16 protein-coding genes, 2 tRNA genes and 1 pseudogene are annotated in these 20,713 nt (G+C 67.0%); 15 read left to right on the top strand and 4 right to left on the bottom strand.

Translation table 11 applies throughout. The features are described 5' to 3' along the window. Nucleotides 1–4: 4 nt before the first annotated feature. On the top strand, nucleotides 5–2,428 hold the full coding sequence (locus Ate02nite_RS07730; protein WP_203801258.1) for a phosphoketolase family protein: 2,424 nt from the start codon (nucleotides 5–7) through the stop codon (nucleotides 2,426–2,428). Nucleotides 2,429–2,515: 87 nt separating this feature from the next. Here Ate02nite_RS07730 and Ate02nite_RS07725 read toward each other — a convergent pair whose 3' ends face one another. After that, nucleotides 2,516–4,141 (bottom strand): sensor histidine kinase, encoded by a 1,626-nt coding sequence (locus tag Ate02nite_RS07725; protein WP_239147214.1) that lies wholly within the window; start codon nucleotides 4,139–4,141, stop codon nucleotides 2,516–2,518. A gap of 268 nt (nucleotides 4,142–4,409) precedes the next feature. On the opposite strand from Ate02nite_RS07725, the gene Ate02nite_RS07720 reads away from it, so the two are divergent. From Ate02nite_RS07720 to Ate02nite_RS48640, 5 genes and pseudogenes are all read left to right on the top strand, one after another. Beyond that, nucleotides 4,410–5,000 (top strand): DoxX family membrane protein, encoded by a 591-nt coding sequence (locus Ate02nite_RS07720; RefSeq protein WP_203801252.1) that lies wholly within the window; start codon nucleotides 4,410–4,412, stop codon nucleotides 4,998–5,000. Between the two features lie 207 nt (nucleotides 5,001–5,207). Then, nucleotides 5,208–6,065: a slipin family protein gene (locus tag Ate02nite_RS07715; RefSeq protein WP_203801250.1), complete on the top strand. Its 858-nt coding sequence runs from the start codon at nucleotides 5,208–5,210 to the stop codon at nucleotides 6,063–6,065. A 458-nt stretch (nucleotides 6,066–6,523) separates the two neighbouring features. Beyond that, on the top strand, nucleotides 6,524–6,766 hold the full coding sequence (locus Ate02nite_RS07710; protein WP_203801248.1) for a three-helix bundle dimerization domain-containing protein: 243 nt from the start codon (nucleotides 6,524–6,526) through the stop codon (nucleotides 6,764–6,766). Between the two features lie 67 nt (nucleotides 6,767–6,833). After that, nucleotides 6,834–8,717, top strand: coding sequence for a pyruvate kinase (locus Ate02nite_RS07705; protein ID WP_203801246.1), 1,884 nt, complete (start codon nucleotides 6,834–6,836; stop codon nucleotides 8,715–8,717). A 132-nt stretch (nucleotides 8,718–8,849) separates the two neighbouring features. After that, nucleotides 8,850–9,000 (top strand): annotated as a pseudogene (locus Ate02nite_RS48640) (IS6 family transposase); the annotation flags it as partial. Here the strand turns inward: Ate02nite_RS48640 and Ate02nite_RS07700 are convergent. Then, on the bottom strand, nucleotides 8,999–9,331 hold the full coding sequence (locus tag Ate02nite_RS07700; protein ID WP_203801244.1) for an STAS domain-containing protein: 333 nt from the start codon (nucleotides 9,329–9,331) through the stop codon (nucleotides 8,999–9,001). The pseudogene Ate02nite_RS48640 and the gene Ate02nite_RS07700 sit on opposite strands and share 2 nt — an antisense overlap. A 58-nt stretch (nucleotides 9,332–9,389) precedes the next feature. On the opposite strand from Ate02nite_RS07700, the gene Ate02nite_RS07695 reads away from it, so the two are divergent. The 3 genes from Ate02nite_RS07695 (at nucleotide 9,390) to Ate02nite_RS07685 (ending at nucleotide 13,614) form a co-directional block, all read left to right on the top strand. Next, on the top strand, nucleotides 9,390–9,950 hold the full coding sequence (locus Ate02nite_RS07695) for a hypothetical protein (RefSeq protein WP_203801242.1): 561 nt from the start codon (nucleotides 9,390–9,392) through the stop codon (nucleotides 9,948–9,950). Between the two features lie 818 nt (nucleotides 9,951–10,768). Then, the gene (locus Ate02nite_RS07690; protein ID WP_203801240.1) at nucleotides 10,769–11,809 is read left to right on the top strand and encodes a YihY/virulence factor BrkB family protein; all 1,041 of its coding nucleotides are present in this window, start codon (nucleotides 10,769–10,771) and stop codon (nucleotides 11,807–11,809) included. Nucleotides 11,810–12,447: 638 nt separating this feature from the next. Continuing rightward, entirely contained in the window at nucleotides 12,448–13,614 is a 1,167-nt protein-coding gene (locus Ate02nite_RS07685) for an AI-2E family transporter (protein WP_239147204.1), read from the top strand. An 855-nt stretch (nucleotides 13,615–14,469) separates the two neighbouring features. Here Ate02nite_RS07685 and Ate02nite_RS07680 read toward each other — a convergent pair. Continuing rightward, nucleotides 14,470–14,543: transfer RNA gene (locus Ate02nite_RS07680), tRNA-Gly, on the bottom strand. Between the two features lie 119 nt (nucleotides 14,544–14,662). Here Ate02nite_RS07680 and Ate02nite_RS07675 point away from each other — a divergent pair. The 6 genes from Ate02nite_RS07675 to Ate02nite_RS07650 all read left to right on the top strand — a co-directional run bounded on the left by Ate02nite_RS07675 (nucleotide 14,663) and on the right by Ate02nite_RS07650 (nucleotide 19,999). Continuing rightward, nucleotides 14,663–14,736 (top strand) — tRNA-Pro (locus Ate02nite_RS07675). 38 nt (nucleotides 14,737–14,774) lie between these two features. Continuing rightward, entirely contained in the window at nucleotides 14,775–16,124 is a 1,350-nt protein-coding gene (tig, locus tag Ate02nite_RS07670; RefSeq protein ID WP_203801238.1) for a trigger factor, read from the top strand. Nucleotides 16,125–16,311: 187 nt separating this feature from the next. Next, on the top strand, nucleotides 16,312–16,944 hold the full coding sequence (locus Ate02nite_RS07665; RefSeq protein WP_203801236.1) for a ClpP family protease: 633 nt from the start codon (nucleotides 16,312–16,314) through the stop codon (nucleotides 16,942–16,944). A gap of 11 nt (nucleotides 16,945–16,955) precedes the next feature. Then, on the top strand, nucleotides 16,956–17,621 hold the full coding sequence (locus Ate02nite_RS07660) for an ATP-dependent Clp protease proteolytic subunit (RefSeq protein ID WP_203801226.1): 666 nt from the start codon (nucleotides 16,956–16,958) through the stop codon (nucleotides 17,619–17,621). A gap of 224 nt (nucleotides 17,622–17,845) precedes the next feature. Then, entirely contained in the window at nucleotides 17,846–19,138 is a 1,293-nt protein-coding gene (gene clpX, locus Ate02nite_RS07655; protein ID WP_203801224.1) for an ATP-dependent Clp protease ATP-binding subunit ClpX, read from the top strand. A 63-nt stretch (nucleotides 19,139–19,201) separates the two neighbouring features. Next, nucleotides 19,202–19,999 (top strand): carbon-nitrogen hydrolase family protein, encoded by a 798-nt coding sequence (locus tag Ate02nite_RS07650; protein WP_203801222.1) that lies wholly within the window; start codon nucleotides 19,202–19,204, stop codon nucleotides 19,997–19,999. A 27-nt stretch (nucleotides 20,000–20,026) separates the two neighbouring features. Here the strand turns inward: Ate02nite_RS07650 and Ate02nite_RS07645 are convergent, their stop codons facing one another. After that, nucleotides 20,027–20,242 carry a hypothetical protein gene (locus tag Ate02nite_RS07645; RefSeq protein ID WP_203801220.1) on the bottom strand — a complete coding sequence of 72 codons (216 nt, stop codon included), beginning with the start codon at nucleotides 20,240–20,242 and terminating at the stop codon, nucleotides 20,027–20,029. Nucleotides 20,243–20,713: the final 471 nt, after the last annotated feature.

Raw genomic sequence — 20,713 nt, 5'->3', positions numbered from 1 at the left:
ACCGATGGACACGCTGTCCGAACCGGTGACCGCGACGCCGACGTACGCCGACCGGGATCGGGACCTCGACCTGCGCTGGTGGGCGGCCGCGAACTACCTGACCGTCGCCCAGATCTACCTGAAGGCGAACCCACTGGTGCGTGATGCGCTGATGCCCGGTGACATCAAGCCACGGCTGCTGGGCCACTGGGGAACCAGCCCGGGTCTGTCGATGATCTACACACTCCTGAATCGGCTGATCCGGGACACCGGCGCCGACTACATCTATGTCACCGGCCCGGGCCATGGCGGGCCGGCCCTGCTCGCGAATGTGTATCTCGAGGGCACCTACAGCGAGGTCTACCCGGACATCTCCCAGGGCCTGGACGGGCTGACCGCGTTGGTGCGGCAATTCTCCACCCCCGGCGGGGTGCCCAGCCATGTCAGCGTGCAGATGCCGGGCAGCATCCACGAAGGTGGCGAACTCGGCTACGCCCTCGCCCATGCCGCGGGTGCTGCCTTCGACCATCCGGACCTGACAGTCGCCTGTGTCGTCGGCGACGGGGAGGCCGAGACCGGGCCTCTGGCCGGATCGTGGAAGATCCCGGCGTTCCTCAACCCGCGCCGCGACGGGGCGGTCCTGCCGATCCTGCACCTCAACGGCTACAAGATCTCCGGACCTACCGTGCTCGGCCGAGCGGACGACGCCGACGTGATCGCCCTGCTCGCCGCGCAGGGCTGGGACCCGGTCGTGGTCGCCGGCGACCACCCCGCGACGGTCTTCACCGACCTTCAGCGCGAGCTGGCGGCCGCACACGCGCGGATCCGCGCCATCCAGCAGCAGGCCCGCGAACCCGGCGCGGTCGCGGCGGCGGGAACGTTGCGCTGGCCGGCGATCATCTTGCGTACGCCGAAGGGCTGGACCGGACCGGACGTGGTCGACGGAGTACAGATCGAGGGCACGTTCCGCGCCCACCAGGTGCCACTGTCGAAGGTCCGGGAGAACCCGGAACACCTGCGGCTGCTGGAGCGGTGGCTGCACTCCTACCAGCCGGAAACGCTGTTCGACAACGACGGGCGCCTGGTCCCGGAACTGGCCGCGCTCGCCCCGGACGGCGACAAGCGGATGTCCGCCTCACCGTATGCCAACGGGGGCCGGCTGCTGCACGACCTGGACGTACCGGCCCTGCAGCGGTACGCCCTGCCGGTGGAGACGCCCGGCGTCAGCTCGCACGAGAACACCCAGCCGCTGGGTCAGCTCCTGCGCGACGTCTACACGGCCTCGACCCGGGCGCAGGACGGCGGCGGTAACTTCCGGCTGTTCTGCCCCGACGAGACCGCCAGCAACCGCCTCGCCGCGGTCTTCGAAGTGACCGACCGCTGCCTGCAGGCGCCGGTCCTGGCCACCGACGACCATCTGTCCCCGGACGGCCGGGTCATGGAGGTGCTCTCCGAACACCTCTGTGAAGGCTGGCTCGAGGGCTACCTTCTGGCCGGCGGGCACGGCATGTTCGCCACCTACGAGGCGTTCGCGATGGTGTCCGCGTCCATGTTGATCCAGCACACCAAGTGGCTGCAGCACGCCGCCGACCTGCCGTGGCGCGAGCCGGTCGCGTCGCTGAACGTGCTGCTCACCTCGACCTGCTGGCGCAACGACCACAACGGGTTCTCGCATCAGGGACCGGGCCTGATCGACACAGCGATCCCACTCGCGCCCGGCGTCGTGCGGATCTGGCTGCCGGCGGACGCGAACACCACCCTGTCGATCGCCGATCACTGCCTGCGCAGCCGCGACCACGTCAACCTGATCGTGGTCGACAAACAGCCACACCTGCAGTACCTGACGATGGACGAGGCGACCGCGCACTGCGCGGCCGGGGCCTCGGTGTGGGACTGGGCCGGCACGGAAACCGCCTCGCCGGAACGTCGCGAGGAGCCCGACGTCATCCTGGCCGCGGCCGGTGACACCCCCACCCTGGAGATCCTGGCCGCGGCCCAGCTGCTCCGCAACTGGGTGCCCTACCTGCGGGTCCGGGTCGTCAACGTCGTCGATCTGATGGCGCTGCTGCCCGCCGATGATCACCCGCACGGGTTCAACGAGCAGGCCTTCGAGGACATGTTCACCCGCGACACCGACGTGGTCTTCGCATTCCACGGATATCCCCGAGCGGTCCACGAACTGCTGCACGGACGCGTGCACCCGGGCCGGTTCCACGTCCGGGGCTTCAACGAGCAGGGCACCACGACCACACCGTTCGACATGGTCGTGCTCAACCGGATGAGCCGCTACCACCTGGTCCTGGAGGCGTTGCGCCGTTCCCGCCGCGTACCGGAGAAGGGTCTTGACCTGGCTCGGCATTGTGAACAGATGCTGGCCCGGCATCACGACTACATCCGGGAGAACTTCGAGGACCTGCCCGAGGTGCGCAACTGGACGTGGACGCCGTGATCCATCGCTGGACGCGGAGGGACAGGTAGGCCGGGCCGGAGAACCTGGTCCGTAGGGTGAATTTCGCCGGCGCCGGCTCGACCCGGGTCAGCCGGTCAGGGGCACCCGCCAGTGGAGAACGGTGCCTCCGCCCTCTCCGCGGCGTACCTCGAAGGTGCCGCCGAGGTCGCTGGCGCGGTCCTGCAGATTGACGAGACCGCCACGGGCGAGTGCCGGATCAGTGCCCACGCCGTTGTCTTCGACGATCACCGTGATCTGATCGCCGGCGGCGCGCACCGTGACTCGCACTGTGCTGGCCTTGGCGTGGCGGGCGACGTTGGCGAGTGCTTCGCGCAGGACCGCCACGATCTGCGGGACCACGTCGTCGGGCACGGCGCTGTCGACCGGCCCGGAGGTGTCCAGTACGGGCCGGAATCCGAGCACCTCGGTGGCTGCCTCCACGATGTCGTGTAATTCGGTGCGCAGGGACGCCCCTACCGGAGTACGCAGCTCGAAGATCGACCGGCGGATGTCGCGGATGGTCTCGTCGAGGGCGTCAACGGCATGGTTGATCCTCTTGGCGACCTCCGGTCGCGTCGTGTGCGGCACGGTGCTCTGCAGTTCCATTCCGGTGGCGAACAGCCGCTGGATGACGACGTCGTGCAGGTCGCGGGCGATTCGCTCGCGATCCGCCAGTACCACCAGCAGCTCCCGCTCGTCCTGGGCCTGGGCGCGTTCCAGAGCGAGAACGGCCTGGTCGGCGAAGCTCGACAGCAGGACAACGTCGTCGTCGCGGGCGTCGTTCTCGGCGCCGTGGCCGACGATCAGGACCCCGTGCAGGACGTCCGAACCTCCCAGTGGGGCAACCATGGCCGGGCCGTCCGGCATGGGGACAGGCCACGGCGCCGATCCGCGAAGGTCGTCCAGCAGCATGCGCTGCGGTCTCGTCACCGCATCGACGAAGGTCGTGTCGGCCGCCGCCAGGACGGCGCCGAGCAGTCCTGGCGTGACGGTGCCCGGGCCGGCAACAGCCTCGATGGTGAACTGGCCGGCCGCGTCGTCGTAAAGCAGCACCATCACCAGGTCGGCGTCCGCCACCTCGCGGGCGCGGCGGGCGATCAGGTGCAGCGCCTCGGACCGCCGCACCTTTCCGAGCAGGGCTGCCGTGATCTCAGCGGCGGCGGTGACCCAACGCTCCCGCCGAGTAGCCAGCGCGAACAGTCGGGCGTTGTCGATCGCTACGCCTGCGGCCGCGGCGAGCGCGACAACGATCTCCTCGTCGTCCTCGGTGAATTCCGCCGCGCCCTGCTTCTCCGAGAGATACAGATTGCCGAAGACCTGGTCGCGGATTCTGATCGGGACGCCGAGGAAACTGTGCATCGGCGGGTGGTTCGGCGGGAAGCCGTGCGATCGCGGATGTTGGGTGATGTCCGGCATCCGGACCGCGCTCGGGTCACTGATCAACAGGCCCAGCACCCCGCGGCCGTGCGGCAGCTCGCCGATGGCCGCGTGCAGATCTTCGTCGATGCCGTGGGTGATGAAGTCGGACAGCTGCCGATCGGACCCGACGATGCCCAGCGCCGCATAGCGGGCCCCGGCCAGCCCGCAGGCAGCGGCAACGATCCGTTGCAGCACGGTCCGCAACTCCAGGTCGCCGCCGATGACCACGACGGCATTGAGCAGCGAGCGGAGCCGTTCGCGACTGGCGACCACGTCACCGACGCGATCCAGCATCTCCCGCAGCAACTCGTCGAGGCGGATCCGGGACAGCGGGGTCAGACCGAGCGACGGCGGGTCGCGTTGCGGGCCGCCGTGGTCTGCCTCCGGTTCACCGGCCACGCGACTCATGCTATCGGTCATCCGCGGCCGACGGCTCCCGTCGCGGTCCCGGACCTTGGGCGGCGGCGGGACTTTAGTCCCGTCCGGTAGGGCCCTGTAGCCCGCGCGCTCCGGTACAGCGGGGACGAGAGTGATGAATGTCTACATTTACCGAGGAGAACCCATGAGCGTCGTCAGGCCCACCCCCACCGCCACCCACGCTCTGGAATACGTCGAGGCACCAGGTTCCATGCTCACGGCCGCCGCCGCCAAGGCCCTGGCCGTTCTGCGGATCTCCACAGGATTCGTGTTCCTGTGGGCCTTCCTCGACAAGACTTTCGGCCTCGGCTATTCGACACCGTCGGCCAAGGCGTGGATCAACGGCGGATCACCCACCAAGGGCTTCCTGTCGTCGGTTGACGTCGGCCCGTTCCAGTCGATGTTCCACACGATGGCCGGCACCTGGTACGCCAACGGCCTGTTCATGCTGGCCATGCTCGCCGTCGGCATCGCTCTGATCGCCGGCATCGGCATGCGGATCGCCGCCGGCGCCGGCGTGCTCGTGCTGGCGATGATGTGGTTCGCCGAGTTCCCCCTCGCCCAGCACACCGCATCTGGCGAGGCCAGCGGATCGTCCAATCCGATCATCGACTACCACTTCGTGTACGCCGTGGGCCTGGTCGTGCTCGCCCTGACCTACGCCGGGCACACCTGGGGCCTGGGCCGTCGGTGGGCGCAGCTGACCTTCGTCCAGAAGAACCGCTGGCTCATCTGACCTCAGCACCGTCGCCGGCTGCTTCCTTCGGGGAGGAGCCGGCGTATCGTTGGGGCCGTCGCTCGAGACCCCGGTGGCTGCCGCTTCACCACCCGGTGGGGCGCCCTTGACCACCAGACGACCAGGCCGATGCGCCCCGCGCCGGCTGGTCCTGCACCTCCCCGCAGCACAGACATCCGGCCCAGCGCCGGGGTCAGGAACTCTGCCATGCCAGCCATCTGGATCATCGTCACCATCGCTATCGCCGGGCTCCTCCTGCTCACGCTCGCTGTGAAGGTCGTCAAGCAGTACGAGCAGGGTGTTCTCTTCCGCCTCGGCCGGGTCATCGGCACCCGGCAGGCCGGGCTCACCGTGATCATCCCGTTCATCGACGTGCTGAACCGGGTCAGCCTGCGGATCGTCACCATGCCGATCCAGTCGCAGGGCATCATCACCCGCGACAACGTCAGCGTTGACGTCTCCGCTGTCGCCTACTTCCGGATCGTCGACCCGGTGAAATCGGTCGTTGCGATCGAGAACGTGAACGCGGCCATCAACCAGATCGCCCAGACCACCCTGCGCAAGGTCGTCGGCCAGCACACCCTCGACGAGACCCTGTCCGAGACCGACCGGATCAACATCGACATCAAGACGATCCTCGACGTCGCCACCGAGGACTGGGGCGTCGAAGTCACGCTGGTCGAGCTCAAGGACATCCAGCTGCCCGACAGCATGAAACGGGCGATGGCGCGGCAGGCCGAGGCTGAGCGGGAGAAGCGCGCGAAGATCATCGCCGCCGAAGGCGAAGCGCTCGCCGCGGATGCCCTGGGCACGGCTGCGGACATCATGATGGCCCACCCGCTCGCGTTGCAGTTGCGGAACCTGCAGAGCCTGGTCGAGCTGGGTGTCGACAAGAACACCACGGTCGTCTTCCCGGCGCCGCTGATGAGCACGATCGGCGAACTCGGCTCGTTCCTCGCCCGCGAGAACGCCGCGGCGACGGCCGGACCAAACACGCCGGCTACCCCGCCGACCCCGGTGGCCCTGCCGGTCCAGCCGGCCACAGCCAACGGCAAAACCTCCTAAGACCGCGGTAGGCAGCTTTCGGACGTACTCGCTGATCGCGCGGGTCCGTCCGACCGTGTCCGTCACCCGATTCGGCTCCTGTGCCGACGCTTGTTTCCCGCCAAGGTCCCCAAAAATAGCTGTTCTGGGTCTTGATCAAATTTGGCTGATCAAGTGGCCTAGCTGCGCAACCGGCAAATCCTGGAGGAGGAGACCATGGACGCGAACGGCCTGCAGACTTCAGAGGTGTGTTCGCTGCCGTCCGGTTAGGTCCCTGGCATGGGGTTGCCGTCGTCTGGCATTACCCGAGTCGACTTTCGCCGGAGTTCACTCGTGCCGACTTCGACTGTTCATGACGGCATCGGGGGCCGAACACGGCGGGCGTGTAAGGCTTGGAATTACCTATATGAGGCGCTGACGTCATGCCTGAACCACCTGTTCGGAAGATCACCGCCCGGTCCTCCCTTCTCGTGCCGCCCGTGACAGAAGTGGCCCAGGTCGCCTCGCCGGCAAAGGAACGGAACGACGAGGACCAGATTGTGGAGATCGTCAGCCGACTCGGGCGGCGGTACACCCGGGATCAGATCTCGACCGCCGAGCTCACCAGCCGGGTACGCACGTTCTACAGCGGCTTTGCCACCGCCCGTATCCGCAGTTTTGTGGGCATTTTTGTCGAGCGGCTCGTACGCCGCTCAATTGAGACACCTACCGCCAAACCGTAGGTATCCGTGCCGGGCAGGGCCACACCCGAGTTGCCAGCACACCAGCGTCTCTGCGTCCTGACCCCGCGTGGACGTGGCTCGTAAACGGCCTTGTCAAGCTCGCCGTGTCGGAAGGAACAGCAAGATCATGCAACAGTCACTGGATATGTTGATCGCCAGGCTCGACACTCTGCTCGACGATCTGTCAGATGCTGAGGCGGCGCAGTCCGTTGCCATCGCCGCCGTCGCGCCGCAACATCGTGCCGGGGCGGTGAACCTCGTGCACTACACGACTCTGCGCCGTCGCGATCGACGAGAACTGCAGAACGACCTGATGGACATCGGCGCCACCTCGCTGGCCACCGCTGAAGCCAACGTTCAGGCAAAAGTCCACGCTGGCCGTAACGTCCTGGCCGCATTGCGCGGCGACACCGGCCCGTGGAACCTTGACGCGATCAACAGTGCTCTCGACGGCGGCGACGCGATCCTGAAGGCCAATTCGGACGCTCTGTTCGGGCCGATGCGCCCCGACCGGCCCACCAGAATCATGGTGACCTTTCCCAGCGAGGCCGCGGACGATCCCCGACTCGTGACGGCACTGGTCGACGCGGGCATGGATGTTGCCCGTGTCAACTGCGCCCACGATGAGCCCGCCGCTTGGCAGCGGATGGCCGCCAACGTCCGGGCCGCCGCCACGACAGCCGGGCGAAGCGTACGGGTTTCGATGGATCTTCCCGGCCCGAAATTGCGCACGGGTCCGATCCTCGACGGGCCGGCAGTCGGCCGCGCCCGGGTCACCCGCGACGAGTCCGGACACGTGCTCGCCCCCGCAGGACTCTGGCTGACCCCCGCGCACCACCCCGCATCCCCTCCGGCACCGGCCGCCCCGGCCCGGCATCCGGCTCTCGCGGTGCACGTCGACGAAGCCTGGCTCTCCGCCCGCGGTCCCGGCGACGTCATCACCCTGCACGACACCCGCGGACCCGAACGCACCTTCACCGTGACCACCGTCAGCCCGGACGGCGTGCTCGCGCAGGGACACCACAACACCTATCTCGACAACGGCGCGAAGCTGTGGTGCTCCGATAGCGCGACCACCGCCGGGGGAATCCCACCGGTCATCCGGCGACTGACCCTCAACACCGGTCAGCAACTCGTGCTGACCACCGATCTCGCGCCGTCCCACATGGCCAGCGTTGGGCACCTGACACGCCTGGGCTGCACGCTGGCCGAAGCCATCGCCGCGCTGCGCCCCGGCGACCCGGTGCTGTTCGACGACGGCCGGATAGCCGCGGTCGTCGAGTCCGTCGAACCCGGGGAGGCCACCGTACGCATCACCCAGGCCCAGCCCGGCGGATCGCATCTCGGCGCGGAGAAAGGCATCAACCTGCCCGACACCGTCCTGGCGCTGACCGCACTGACCCCCGAGGACGATTCGCACCTGCCGTTCATTGCCGCCCACGCCGACATGGTCGCCGTGTCCTTCATCCGCACCGCTGGCGACGTCGAACACGTACTCGACCGGCTCCACGCCGCCAATGCTGATCACCTCGGCCTCGTGCTGAAGATCGAGACCCGGCAGGGTTTCGAGAACCTCCCCGCCATCATGCTGGTCGCCATGCGGCACCCACGCGTGGCCGTCATGATCGCCCGGGGAGATCTGGCCGTCGAGATCGGCTTCGAACGGCTCGCCGAAGTACCCCGGCAAATCCTCGCGCTCTGCGAAGCCGCCCACGTGCCGGTCATCTGGGCGACCCAGGTCCTGGAAACCCTCGCCAAGACCGGGCAACCCGCACGGGCCGAGATCACTGACGCGGCCGCCGGTGAACGCGCCGACTGCGTCATGCTCAACAAGGGGCCACACATCACCGACGCCATCCGAACCCTCGACGACATCCTCGCCCGGATGAGCGAGGTACAAACCAAGAGCCGGACCCTCATGCGCCACATCCACTCCTGGGATGTCCGATAGCAGAATGTGCACATCCGTGGCACCAGCGCCAGCCCCGGCATCGGCGTTCCGAGGGCCGCGTCCCTCGGACTGCTTTCGTCCTCCACGCCCCCGTGCTGGACACACAGCAGGGCAGCGAGTGTCAAGAAACTCTTTACAGTCCCCTACCGCGACGTCGAGGAACTACTCGCCGAACGCGGTATCCGGTTCGATCACGCCACGGTCTACCGGTGGGTGCACGGGCTCAACCCGCCTGCTGGCCGATGCAGCCACGATCAACCGACATACACCGGGCGATCGGTTCAGACCGCCGATGTGGTGTAGCGCAGCCGGTGAGCGGGGACGCCCGCGGCGGTGAGTCGTTCGGCGATCGCCCGGGAGCAGCGGTCGAGGAAGACCGCGACATGCTGGTCGTCGCCGAGGTGGCAGGCCGCGGCGAGGGTGCCCAGGTTGATGGGATCGAGGTCGCGTACGTCGTGCAGGTCGACGACCAGTCGCATCGGGCGCAGCCGGCGCATGGCGTGCACCAGGGTTCGCCGCAGGTCTACCGCGTCGTCGGCGTCGAGGACGCCGTGGGGCTGGACGACCAGGGTGCCGTCCGGGCTGGTCTCGACGTCGACCGTCGCGTCGCTCATCGCGTTACCGTCCGTTACCCAGGGCTTTGCCGAACGGCCAGGCTACGACTGTTCGCGGATGACGTCGACCGATGCGACAACAAATTCACTTGGTCACGAAACGGTCACGGCCGAGCAGGTCGCCGGCGCCACCGGTACGCGCGGCGAGGGCGACATCCTGCTCACGGCGGGATGGCTGCACGACATCGGATACACGGCCGTGCTGGAGGACACCGGTTTCACCCGATCGACGGCGCCCGGTACCTGCAGGCCGCGGGCTGGCCGAGCCGGATCGTCGGCCTGGTCGCGCACTACTCCGCCGCGCTATGCGTGGCTCGAGCGCGAGGGCTTGGCAGCCAGATCGTCGGCTTCCCGCGGGAATCCTCGCCGTGTCCGACGCGCTGATCTACGCCGACCAGACGGTCGGCCCGAACGGGCGCAGCATGACCGTGGCCCGCCAACGCTGGGTGTCGACAAGAACACTACGGTCGTCTTCCCGGCTCCGCTGATGTGCACGATCGGCGAACTCGGCTCGTTCCTCGCCCGGGAGAACGCCGCAGCGAAGATCGGACCAGCCACACCGACGACCCCAGTGGCCCTGCTGGTCCAGCCGGCCGTAACCAACGGCAAGACCTACTAAGACCGCGGTAAGCGCCTTTCGGACGTACTCGCCGATCGCGCGGGTGCGTCCGACCGCGTCGTCACCCGGCGGCGACCATTATCCGAAGATGAGCTGCGGGTTCTGAGGTACTCATAGAAGGCGCCGTCCGGCTTCCCGCAGCGGTTCGCCCAACTGCTGATAGTGAGCGAGCTGCGCAGCGAGCCGAAGGTCATGCTTCTGGACGCCGAGGTCGAGACCCGGCACGACGCCTTGGCATTCTTCAGCGCCCGGGCGGGGTTGCCCCGCCCGGGCGGGGTTGGTATGCCCGGACCGAGCCTTAGTCGATGCACCCTGTCGTTCGACACGATCACTGTCCGGATCACGGCTTGGACGCCTACGCCGACAGCGGCCCATCAAGTCGTTTACCCTCCCCGCATCGGGGCATACCTTCTGCGGGCGCCTTTAGCAGGTCGAGCCCAGCCTGGACAGCACCGAGACCTAGACCGACGACCACGCTGGCATCACGATCGAATGGTCCAGCGCCGTCGCCCAGGAGCTGCCATTTCCGCCTGGCGTTCAGCCGGTAACCACCGTCGCCTCGCCACTCGGGCGTCGACGACTGCTCGTCGCCGGCTTGGTCGGACCTCTGGCCTACGCCAATGCCGCTAAACAGATGATCTTGTTTGCCACCCATCGGCGGCCGCGAGCGGCGGCGGAACCCGGCCAACCTCGCTTCAGAGGTGGCGACGAGGACCTCACGGGTACTTGCGGCTGAGTCGTCGACGAGGCGGTGGGCTGAGCACCGCTCGGTTCTTCGCTCCAGCGCGCCGGACCGTCGGCGTGAGAGGTCATGTGGGATGAACGATTCTGGTCGGGTTGACAGGTTCCAGCGTGAACACGCCTGGACGGGATTCCCGCTGGCCGTGTTGTACAAGTTCTTCGACGACCAGGGCAGTTATCTGGCAGCGCTGATCGCCTACTATGCGTTCGTCTCGATGTTTCCGTTGCTGCTGCTGGCCGCGACGATTCTGGGCTACGTTCTGTCCGGAAATCCGGACCTGCAGCAGCACATCCTCACCTCCGCATTGAGTCAGTTCCCGGTCGTCGGCAGCCAACTGCACGATCCCTCCCGGATCGGTGGCGGAGCCACCGGTCTGGTGATCGGCATTCTCGGAGCGCTGTACGGCGGTCTCGGAGTGGCGCAAGCGGTGCAGTACGCGATGAATTCAGTCTGGCGGGTCCCGCGCAACAATAGGCCCAACCCGCTTAAAGCCCGCGGCCGCAGCCTCCTCTTGCTTCTAACCGCCGGCGTCGCCGTTATCGGGACGACCACGCTGTCCACGTTCGGCAGCAGCGACGCGGGTTCTCTCGCCGGCGTACTGAAGATTGTCCTGCTGGTGGCGTCGGTGGTGATCAACGCGGTCGTTTTCGTGTTCTTCTTCCGGCTCGCGACCGCCCGGCATCTCAGCGTGATCGACGTCGCGCCCGGCGCGATCGGTGCGGCGGTGATCTGGCAGCTGTTGCAGACCTTCGGCGTGGCCTATTTCGGGCATGTGGTCAAGGGCGCCAGCGCCACCAACGGCGTGTTCGCGCTGGTACTCGGCCTGCTGGCCTTCTTCTACGTGACCGCGGTCGCGGTGGTGCTGTGCGCCGAGATCAATGTCGTACGCGTCGAGCGGCTCTACCCACGGGCGCTGCTCACTCCGTTCACCGACGACGTTGAATTGACCAGGGGCGACCATCGCGCCTACACAGGCCAAGCCGTCGCTCAGCGCAGCAAAGGCTTCGAGACCGTCGCTGTCACCTTCAACAAGCCCGGTCCTGCGGTCGAAGCCAAGGACAACTCGGCCGTTCAGATTGACCGCTCCCGACCCGACGGTGGCCCCATCACTCGCTGATTGAACGCTGCCAGGACACCATGCGCGTAGGGCGCGATCTGCCGTATGGAAGCACACCCGCCAGTCAAGCCGCGGTGCCCGTTCGGTATCACGCGCAGCCGAACACCTACTCGGGCCGGGCAGGTGTTCGCGCTGCACCCGCCCGACCACGTCGATGTGCACACCCACCACGGCGTAGGAGAATGACGCTCGATGACGGCGTGCCCTCTTCACCAAGGAGCGGCGAGAGTCCGGCGCCCGGTTCCGCAGCGGCGTCGCGAACCACGGTGAGCTGCGGAAGCGCGCGGTGTTCAAGTGGGCCGGCCTGGCTTCGACCATGACCGAGGCGCTCTGGCAACGGGGGCGCCGGCACCGGCCGCGAGCCTCGCCGCCGGTCTCGACGTCTCGCGATTTTCGGCCGCCGGCCGACCCCTCTGCTCGGCAAGTCCTGACCGCCCTCACTCGACAGGCCCTTGACGAGCCTGCAGGCCACGATTGCCACCCTGGCTGACGGCCTCGGTCGCCACAGCGCCCAACGAGTCCTTCTCCGGGAGGGCCGAGCGTGGCATTTGGCGCGGGGCGGGCACGCTCGACCGGAGCCCCCCGGATAGACGTGGTCGCGCCAGTTTGGATCTTGATAGGTGGGGTATGAAAATTTAGTGAGTAGTGATGACACCCGGTTGACCGCCCGGCGGACGATGATCGTCATTGGTCTGGTTGGGGCCACCCTCTTGCTCTATTACCTGGTGCGGGCCACCAGCCAGGTGATGATCTGGATCGTGATTGCCGGGTTCTTCGCTGTCGCGCTCAACCCGGCGGTCACTTGGGTTCAGCGCCGCGCGGCGTTCGGCAAGCGCTGGCTTGCCACGCTGCTGGTGTTCGTCGTCGCGCTCGTCCTGCTCGGCGGGCTGGTCACGCTCTTCGTCGTGCCGCTCGTCCATGAGGGAACACAGGTAGCAGCCAACCTGCCGAAGATCGTGGACGACGCCCGGGCCGGACGCGGACCGGTCGGCGGCCTGATCGACCGGTTCAACCTGGTGGAGTACGCGCAGAAGAACGCCGCCCGGTTCCGGGAGTACGCCGGTACCCTCGGCGCGCCCACACTTACCATTCTGCGCGGCGCCGCCACCAGCGTCGCGGGCATCGTGACCATCTTCGTGCTCTCCTATCTGATGGTGTTGGAGGGGCCGAAGGCCGTCGCCGGCTTCCTCGCCCTGTTCGACCAGCCGCGCGCCGAGCGGATCCGCCGGGTCGGCCACGACTGCGCGAAGACGATCACCGGCTACATCACCGGCAACCTGCTCATCAGCGTCATCTGCGGGGCACTCACCTACGCCGTACTTGCCATCATGGGCATCCCGTACGCCAGTCTGATCGCTTTGTTCGTGGGGCTCGTCGATCTGATCCCGCTGGTCGGCGCGACACTGGGCGCGATCGTCGCCACCCTGGCCGGCTTCGTCGAATCGACCACGGCCGGGATCGTCGTGATCGTCTTCTTCGTGCTTTACCAGCAGCTGGAGAATCACCTGCTGCAACCGTTGATCTTCGCTCGAACGGTGCAGGTAAATCCGCTGACCGTGCTGATCGCAATTCTCATCGCGGTCGAGCTGGCCGGGATCCTGGGCGCACTGCTTGCCATCCCGGTGGCCGGCATCATTCAGATCATCGCCCGGGACATCTGGGACACCCGGCGCGGCCAGCTCAAGCCCGAACCGACCGTCGCCGAGGACCAGACCGTGATCGGCGACACGACAGCGTCACCGACGGGTGTGGACGGGCGGCCGGCCACGACCACGGCGGCACCCGCCCGACCACTGCCCCAGTGATCACACCCGTCCAAGCTGCTCGTCGGCGAGCGCTTGACTTGGCCCTGCCGGGTGTCCTGCTGAGGCTGGTGAGCCGCCCAGCAACGTCGACCGCGCGGCGAGGATGACCTGTTCGTACCGCAGCCGTTGCAGGTGCGGCGACGGCTCGCAATGAGATCCGCACTGAGGCCCCGCGGTCCTGGCGTGCGGCGTTCCTTGCCTGTGCGCCACCTCGCCGGGTGCGACCGTCCGACGTGGCGGTTGTTCCCGGGCAACGCCGCCGCCAGCTTGCTCCCTGTGCTGGTTCTAGGCGGGGGCGTTCTCCGCCCGCCCTCAACCGAGAGGCGCAGTTTTCGAGGGCTCCTCGACGGCCGTGCCGAAGCGTCATTGATCACCGGACAGTGGTCGAGCCGTTGCTGGACGGCCGCCCTCTGGCCCAGCCGATGCCGAAGGCCCAACTGCATCGCTGCGCCAGCTCGCTGAGCCGTGCGGTCGGCTCGGGCGACCTAGTGCTGCGACTGCAGGACCTGTCCGGCCAGGTGGGCCTCGATCGTCGTAGTCACAGGCCACGGGGCTGGCCTAGGTTCTGGCTCGGGGCACCTGGGCGGAGTTCGAAGCGTGACCATCAGTTTGTCTTAACTGAGGATGCCAATTGGGCCGTCGAAGCCCTGCCCGGTCGGCGTTCGTGCCGGTGGAGGAGGACCGCTGTGAGCTGGGGCTGAGCTGGATGCATCGCAGACACGCGTGTGGCGCCGGTGCCATCTGGGGTCAGAGCTGACACCTGTGTCGATGCTCGTTTCCCATCAAGTTCCCCAACAATTGCTGCGCTGAGCTTGATCAAATTTTTGTTGATCATGCTGCCTAGCAGGTCAAACGTGGAGCGGGCGACGAGAATCGAACTCGCGTAATCAGTTTGGAAGACTGAGGCTCTACCATTGAGCTACGCCCGCGCGGACCGGTCTGAGACCGGGACACCCGCATAGCTTAACGAACCATCTCCCGCCCGCGCGAACCAGGTGGACTCCACCGCACGCGCAGGAAAGCGGACCGCATACACTGGCCACCGCCACGGGGTGTGGCGCAGCTTGGTAGCGCACTCGCTTTGGGAGCGAGGGGCCGTGGGTTCAAATCCCGCCACCCCGACTGACGTCAACTATTCCGCAGCAACAAGGAGTACGCCTGTGAAGAGCACCGTCGAGACTCTGAGCCCGACTCGGGTGAAGCTCGCCATCGAGGTGCCGTTCGACGAGCTCAAGCCGAGCCTGCAGAAGGCGTACCGGGAGATCGGCGCGCAGGTTCAGGTGCCAGGCTTCCGTCGCGGCAAGATCCCGGCTGCGGTTATCGATCAGCGTGTCGGCCGCGGCGCGGTCCTCAACGAGGCCGTGCAGGAGGCGATTCCGCAGCAGATCCTCGCGGCGGTTCGTGAGCACGACGTCAAGACGCTGGGCCGGCCCGAGGTGGAGATCACTGAGTTCGGCGACAACGAGCCGCTGAAGTTCACCGCTGAGGTGGACGTCCGCCCCGAGATCACGATCCCTGACCTGTCCACGATCTCGGTGACCGTCCCGGCCGTCGAGATCGGTGACGAGGAGATCGACGAGCAGATCAAGGGCCTGCGCGAGCGCTTCGCGACGCTGAAGACCGTCGACCGGCCGGCCGAGGAGGGCGACTACGTCCAGCTCGACCTGAACGCCACCGTCGACGGCGAAGAGGTGCCGGGTGGCTCGGCCACCAACATCTCCCACGAGGTCGGCAGCAAGCAGCTGCTCCCGGGCCTCGACGAGGTCCTGGTGGGCCTGGTCGCCGGCGCCGACGCCAACTTCACCACCGAGCTGGTGGGTGGCGACTTCGCCGGCCGCGAGGCCGAGGTCAAGGTGACCGTGCGCAGCGTCAAGGACAAGCAGCTGCCCGAGATCGACGACGAGTTCGCCCAGCTGGCGAGCGAGTTCGACACCCTCGAGGAGCTGCGCGGCGACCTGCGCGAGCGGCTGACCAAGGTGAAGAAGGTCGAGCAGATCTACGCGGCCCGGGACGAGGCGCTCAAGCAGCTCGTCGAGGCCGCCGAGATCCCGGCCCCCGAGGGCGTCGTGAAGGACGAGGTCGAGGGCCGCAAGCAGGCCATGACCGACCAGCTGGAGCGCATCGGCGCCACCCTGGCCGACTACCTGACCTCGGAGGACAAGACCGAGGAGCAGATCGACCAGGAGCTGACCGAGGCCGCCGAGGAAGGCGTTCGCATCCAGCTGCTGCTCGACACGATCGCCGACGCCGAGGACGTCCAGGTCTCCGACGACGAGTTCGGTCACGAGATCGTGCACCGGGCCCAGCGCGCCCAGATGCAGCCCCAGCAGTACTACGACCAGCTCGTTCAGTCGGGTGCGGCGGCCGCCGTGTTCGGCGACGTGCGCCGCGGCAAGGCGCTCGCCTCGGTGATGGAGCAGGTCACGATGAAGGACTCGGAAGGCACCGAGCTCACCCTCGACGACCTCCGGGCCGCCAGCGAGGACGAGCACGCCGGCCACAACCACTAATTTGGCTCTGGCGACCGGCCGCTGCCCCTTTGGCGGCGGCCGGTCGGTCTTTCCGGGGTCCGTGCGCTGTCAGCGAACACCTGCCCGAGCGGGAAGCTGATGCGCATTCGACCGGTTAGGTTGGTCGTACGACGGACAACCTGCCGACCGGCACCTAGGCCGGCACAGTCAGCTGTGAAGGGCTGCCATGACCGATCTCCACATCCCCGCGAGCCCTGTGCTGCGTGGGGGCGACACCCTCAGTGGCAACCTCGACGACTCGGTCTTCAACCGCCTGCTGCGTGAGCGCATCATTTTCCTCGGCAGCGAGGTGACCGACTCGGTTGCCAACCGAATCTGCGCGCAGCTGCTGCTGCTTTCCGCCGAAGACCCCCAGCGGGACATCAACCTCTGGATCAACTCGCCCGGTGGCTCGGTCTACTCCGGCATGGCGATCTACGACACCATGCAGTTCATCGACAACGACGTGCAGACCGTCGCGATGGGCATGGCGGCCTCGATGGGCCAGTTCCTGCTCTGCGCCGGTGCTCCGGGCAAGCGCTTCGCGCTGCCGCACGCGCGGATCATGATGCACCAGCCGTCCGGTGGGATGGGCGGCACCGCGGCCGACATCGCCATCCAGGCCGAGCAGATGCTGTACACCAAGCGCATGTTCCAGGAGCGGATCGCGTTTCACACGGGTCAGTCCCAGGATCAGATCGCAGAGGACTTCGACCGGGACCGCTGGTTCACCGCGCAGGAGGCCAAGGATTATGGCTTCATCGACAAGGTGATCACGACGGCCACCGAGGTGCCTGAGGGCGCCGGAACGCTGAACTGAGGAGCGGAACAATGACCGACCTGACCATGCCTCCCGGGTTCGCTCCGGTGCACAACCGCTACGTCCTTCCGTCCTTCGTCGAGCGCTCCTCGAACGGGATGATGAAGGAGACGAACCCGTACAACAAGATGTTCGAGGACCGGATCATCTTCCTCGGCGTCCAGGTGGACGACGCGTCGGCCAACGACGTGATGGCCCAGCTGCTGACGCTGGAGAGCTCCGACCCCGACCGCGACATCACGATGTACATCAACTCGCCGGGCGGCTCGTTCACGGCCATGACGGCCATCTACGACACGATGCAGTACGTCCGTCCGGACATCTCCACGGTCTGCCTGGGCCAGGCCGCCAGCGCCGCCGCGGTGTTGCTGGCCGGTGGCACCCCCGGCAAGCGCCTGGCGCTGCCGCACTCCCGGGTCCTGATCCACCAGCCGGCTACCGAGGGTGGTTACGGCCAGGGGTCGGACATCGAGATCCAGGCGCGCGAGATCCTCCGGATGCGCACCCAGCTCGAGGAGATGATCGCTCACCACTCCGGCCAGGCGGTCGACAAGGTCCGCAAGGACATCGACCGTGACAAGATCATGACGGCGGCCGAGGCCAAGGAGTACGGCATCGTCGACACCGTCCTGGCCAGCCGGAAGAAGACGCTGCAGGCCGTCGGTTCCGGCAGCTGAGAAGCGTGGTGTCAGGGGTCGGCCGGTGCACGCTAAACTGGCCGACCCCTGACACGCCCGTTTTGGGGGGTCGGAGAACAGCCTCTTTGCGGGTAACGTCGAGCATGCAGCCTCAGTTACGCGGTTCGGCAGACGATGAGATGGCAACGAGGCACTCAACCCTCGAACCAGGGTCCTCGGACCAGGACGGCGTAAGCCGGCCGATGAGCTCAAGGAGAACGTAGGTGGCACGGATCGGCGACGGCGGCGACCTACTGAAGTGCTCCTTCTGTGGGAAGTCCCAGAAGCAGGTCAAAAAGCTCATCGCGGGCCCAGGCGTCTACATCTGCGACGAGTGCATTGACCTCTGCAACGAGATCATCGAAGAAGAGCTGGCCGAAACCGGCGAGGTGAAGTGGGAAGAGCTTCCCAAGCCGATGGAGATCTGCGCCTTCCTCGACAACTACGTTGTCGGACAGGAACAGGCGAAGAAAGCACTCTCGGTAGCGGTCTACAACCACTACAAGCGGATTCAGGCTGAGTCGAGTGGCGCTCCCGGTGGGGGCAGCGACGTCGAGGTGGCCAAGTCCAACATCATGCTCATCGGCCCCACCGGCTGCGGCAAGACACACCTGGCGCAGACCCTGGCCCGCATGCTCAACGTCCCGTTCGCGATCGCTGACGCGACCGCTCTGACCGAGGCCGGCTACGTCGGGGAGGATGTCGAGAACATCCTGCTCAAGCTGATCCAAGCGGCCGACTACGACGTCAAGCGCGCCGAGCAGGGCATCATCTACATCGACGAGGTCGACAAGATCGCTCGTAAGAGCGAGAACCCGTCGATCACCCGGGACGTGTCCGGCGAGGGCGTCCAGCAGGCTCTGCTGAAGATCCTCGAGGGTACGGTCGCGAACGTTCCGCCGCAGGGTGGCCGTAAGCACCCGCACCAGGAGTTCATCCAGATCGACACGACGAACGTGCTGTTCATCGTGGGCGGCGCGTTCGCCGGCCTGGACCGGATCATCGAGTCCCGGGTGGGGCACGGCGGTGTCGGGTTCGGGGCGCACCTGCGCTCGATCTCCGAGCGGAACACCGACGACATCTTCAGCCGGGTCATGCCGGAAGACATGCTGAAGTTCGGGCTGATCCCCGAGTTCATCGGCCGGCTACCGGTGATCACCACGGTGCGCAACCTCGACCGTGAGGCGCTCATCAAGATCCTCACCGAGCCCCGAAATGCGTATGTGAAGCAGTACCAGCGCCTGTTCGAGCTGGACGGGGTCGAGCTGGAGTTCGACTTCGACGCGCTCGAAGCGATCGCCGACCAGGCGATGCTGCGTGGCACGGGTGCTCGTGGCCTCCGCGCGATCATGGAAGAGGTTCTGCTCTCCGTGATGTACGAGGTGCCCAGCAATCCCGACGCGGCCCGGGTGGTCATCACCGGCGAGGTCGTGCTGGAAAACGTGAACCCGACCATCGTGCCCCGGGAGTTCGTCGGCCGTCGCCGTCGCCCGGACCGCGAGGAGAAGTCGGCCTGATCGACGTTGTAGGGCCGTTCGCGGCCCTACAACCACGCCTCGCGTCGCCGTAGGCTTCGTCCTATGCGCGTTGCCGTCTGTCAGGTCAACTCCCGGGAGAACCGGGATCAGAACCTCTCCGTGGCCCGGGGCATGCTCGAGCGGGCGGCCGCGGCCGGCGCCGAGTTGGCCGTACTGCCGGAGTATGTCGATTATCTAGGTCCTGGCGCGACCGCGCCCAAGCCGGAGGGCGTCGACGGCGAGTTCGCCACGTTCTTCGCCACCGCCGCGCGCGAGCTTGGCCTCTGGGTGCACGCCGGCTCGTTCCACGAGGCCGGCCCCGACGAGCACCGCACGTACAACACCTCCCTGGTCTTCTCCCCGCAGGGAGATCTCGCGGCCACCTACCGCAAGATCCACCTGTACGACGTGGAGATCGCCGGCCGGGTCTCCTATCAGGAGTCGCGCTCGGTGGCTCCCGGCGACGAGACCGTGGTGGCCGACGTCGCCGGTGTCCGCACCGGGCTGTCGATCTGTTACGACCTGCGCTTCCCCGAGCTCTACCGGCGTCTCGCCGTGCAGGGTGACGCCCGGATCCTGGTGGTGCCCGCTGCCTTCATGCTCCACACCGGGCGGGACCACTGGGAGGTGCTGCTGCGGGCCCGGGCGATCGAGAACCAGTGCTATGTGGTCGCGGCCGGCCAGATCGGTGACCACGAGCCGGGCCGCACCTGTTTCGGCCGCAGCATGGTCATCGACCCATGGGGGACGGTTGTCGCGCAGGCGCCCGACGCGGTGGGGATCGTGACCGCCGACCTCGACCTGGCCCGCCTCGAGCTGATCCGCACCGAGCTGCCGAGCCTCGCCAACCGGCGGCTCTAGTGAGTCATGCGGGTGGGGTAGTGCGGGTCACAGCATCTGCACGAGATAGCCGATCACCGCTACGCCGATCACCGCGCCGCCGGCCAGCAGCATCGCGCCGCCCATTCGCGACGGGCCACGACGGACCATTCGTTGCACCGACACCACGAGCGTGACCAGCACAAGTGCTCCGATCACGAACTGCCAGACGGGGAAGACGAGATCGAGTAGTGCGTCGGCAGCCAGCGTCGGGGATTCACCCATGAGCCCACTCTTTCATGGTCAGCGACCCGCTGCGGGGGCCTCGCGGGACAGACGGGCACGGGGGTCGATTTGCATAGGCGGTGGGTGATCACGTAACTTTCTCTTTGCCCGAGGGAAACCCGGACGGAACGGCACGAAAGTGACGGGCCGGAGGGGATTCGACGGGCGGCTGAGGCAGGCGCTAAGCTTGCTGAAGCCTCGGGCGAGGCTGGTTCGAAGATCCGGGAAATCGGGATTTGCGCCAGCGAGATCGACCGGGTAGAGTTACGAAGCCCGCAGGGAGCCGGGCGGACTGATCGCCAAGTTGCGATCGTCGGCCGGTCCTACTGGGCCACCTCTACGAACTATCCGCTCAGACGGCGGGTGTGTTTTGTGGGGAAAACATTTGGGCGGTGCCGGCAAGATCTTGGATCTTGCGCTGGCGAAGCCGACCAGGTAAGTTTGAGCGGTTGCCCCGAGGGCGGTATAACA

Source organism: Paractinoplanes tereljensis (assembly GCF_016862435.1).
In the GTDB taxonomy this organism is placed as follows: domain Bacteria; phylum Actinomycetota; class Actinomycetes; order Mycobacteriales; family Micromonosporaceae; genus Actinoplanes; species Actinoplanes tereljensis.
Note: the sequence above shows the minus strand (reverse complement) of the source record. Positions and strands in the feature narration are given on the sequence as shown.

Excerpts from the sequence above, each read along its gene's own strand:
- Ate02nite_RS07730 (WP_203801258.1), top strand. The coding sequence starts at position 5 with ATGGACACGCTGTCCGAACCGGTGACCGCGACGCCGACGTACGCCGAC.
- Ate02nite_RS07725 (WP_239147214.1), bottom strand. The coding sequence starts at position 4,141 with ATGCTGGATCGCGTCGGTGACGTGGTCGCCAGTCGCGAACGGCTCCGC.
- Ate02nite_RS07720 (WP_203801252.1), top strand. The coding sequence starts at position 4,410 with ATGAGCGTCGTCAGGCCCACCCCCACCGCCACCCACGCTCTGGAATAC.
- Ate02nite_RS07715 (WP_203801250.1), top strand. The coding sequence starts at position 5,208 with ATGCCAGCCATCTGGATCATCGTCACCATCGCTATCGCCGGGCTCCTC.
- Ate02nite_RS07700 (WP_203801244.1), bottom strand. The coding sequence starts at position 9,331 with ATGAGCGACGCGACGGTCGACGTCGAGACCAGCCCGGACGGCACCCTG.
- Ate02nite_RS07695 (WP_203801242.1), top strand. The coding sequence starts at position 9,390 with ATGACGTCGACCGATGCGACAACAAATTCACTTGGTCACGAAACGGTC.
- Ate02nite_RS07690 (WP_203801240.1), top strand. The coding sequence starts at position 10,769 with ATGAACGATTCTGGTCGGGTTGACAGGTTCCAGCGTGAACACGCCTGG.
- Ate02nite_RS07665 (WP_203801236.1), top strand. The coding sequence starts at position 16,312 with ATGACCGATCTCCACATCCCCGCGAGCCCTGTGCTGCGTGGGGGCGAC.
- Ate02nite_RS07660 (WP_203801226.1), top strand. The coding sequence starts at position 16,956 with ATGACCGACCTGACCATGCCTCCCGGGTTCGCTCCGGTGCACAACCGC.
- Ate02nite_RS07650 (WP_203801222.1), top strand. The coding sequence starts at position 19,202 with ATGCGCGTTGCCGTCTGTCAGGTCAACTCCCGGGAGAACCGGGATCAG.
- Ate02nite_RS07645 (WP_203801220.1), bottom strand. The coding sequence starts at position 20,242 with ATGGGTGAATCCCCGACGCTGGCTGCCGACGCACTACTCGATCTCGTC.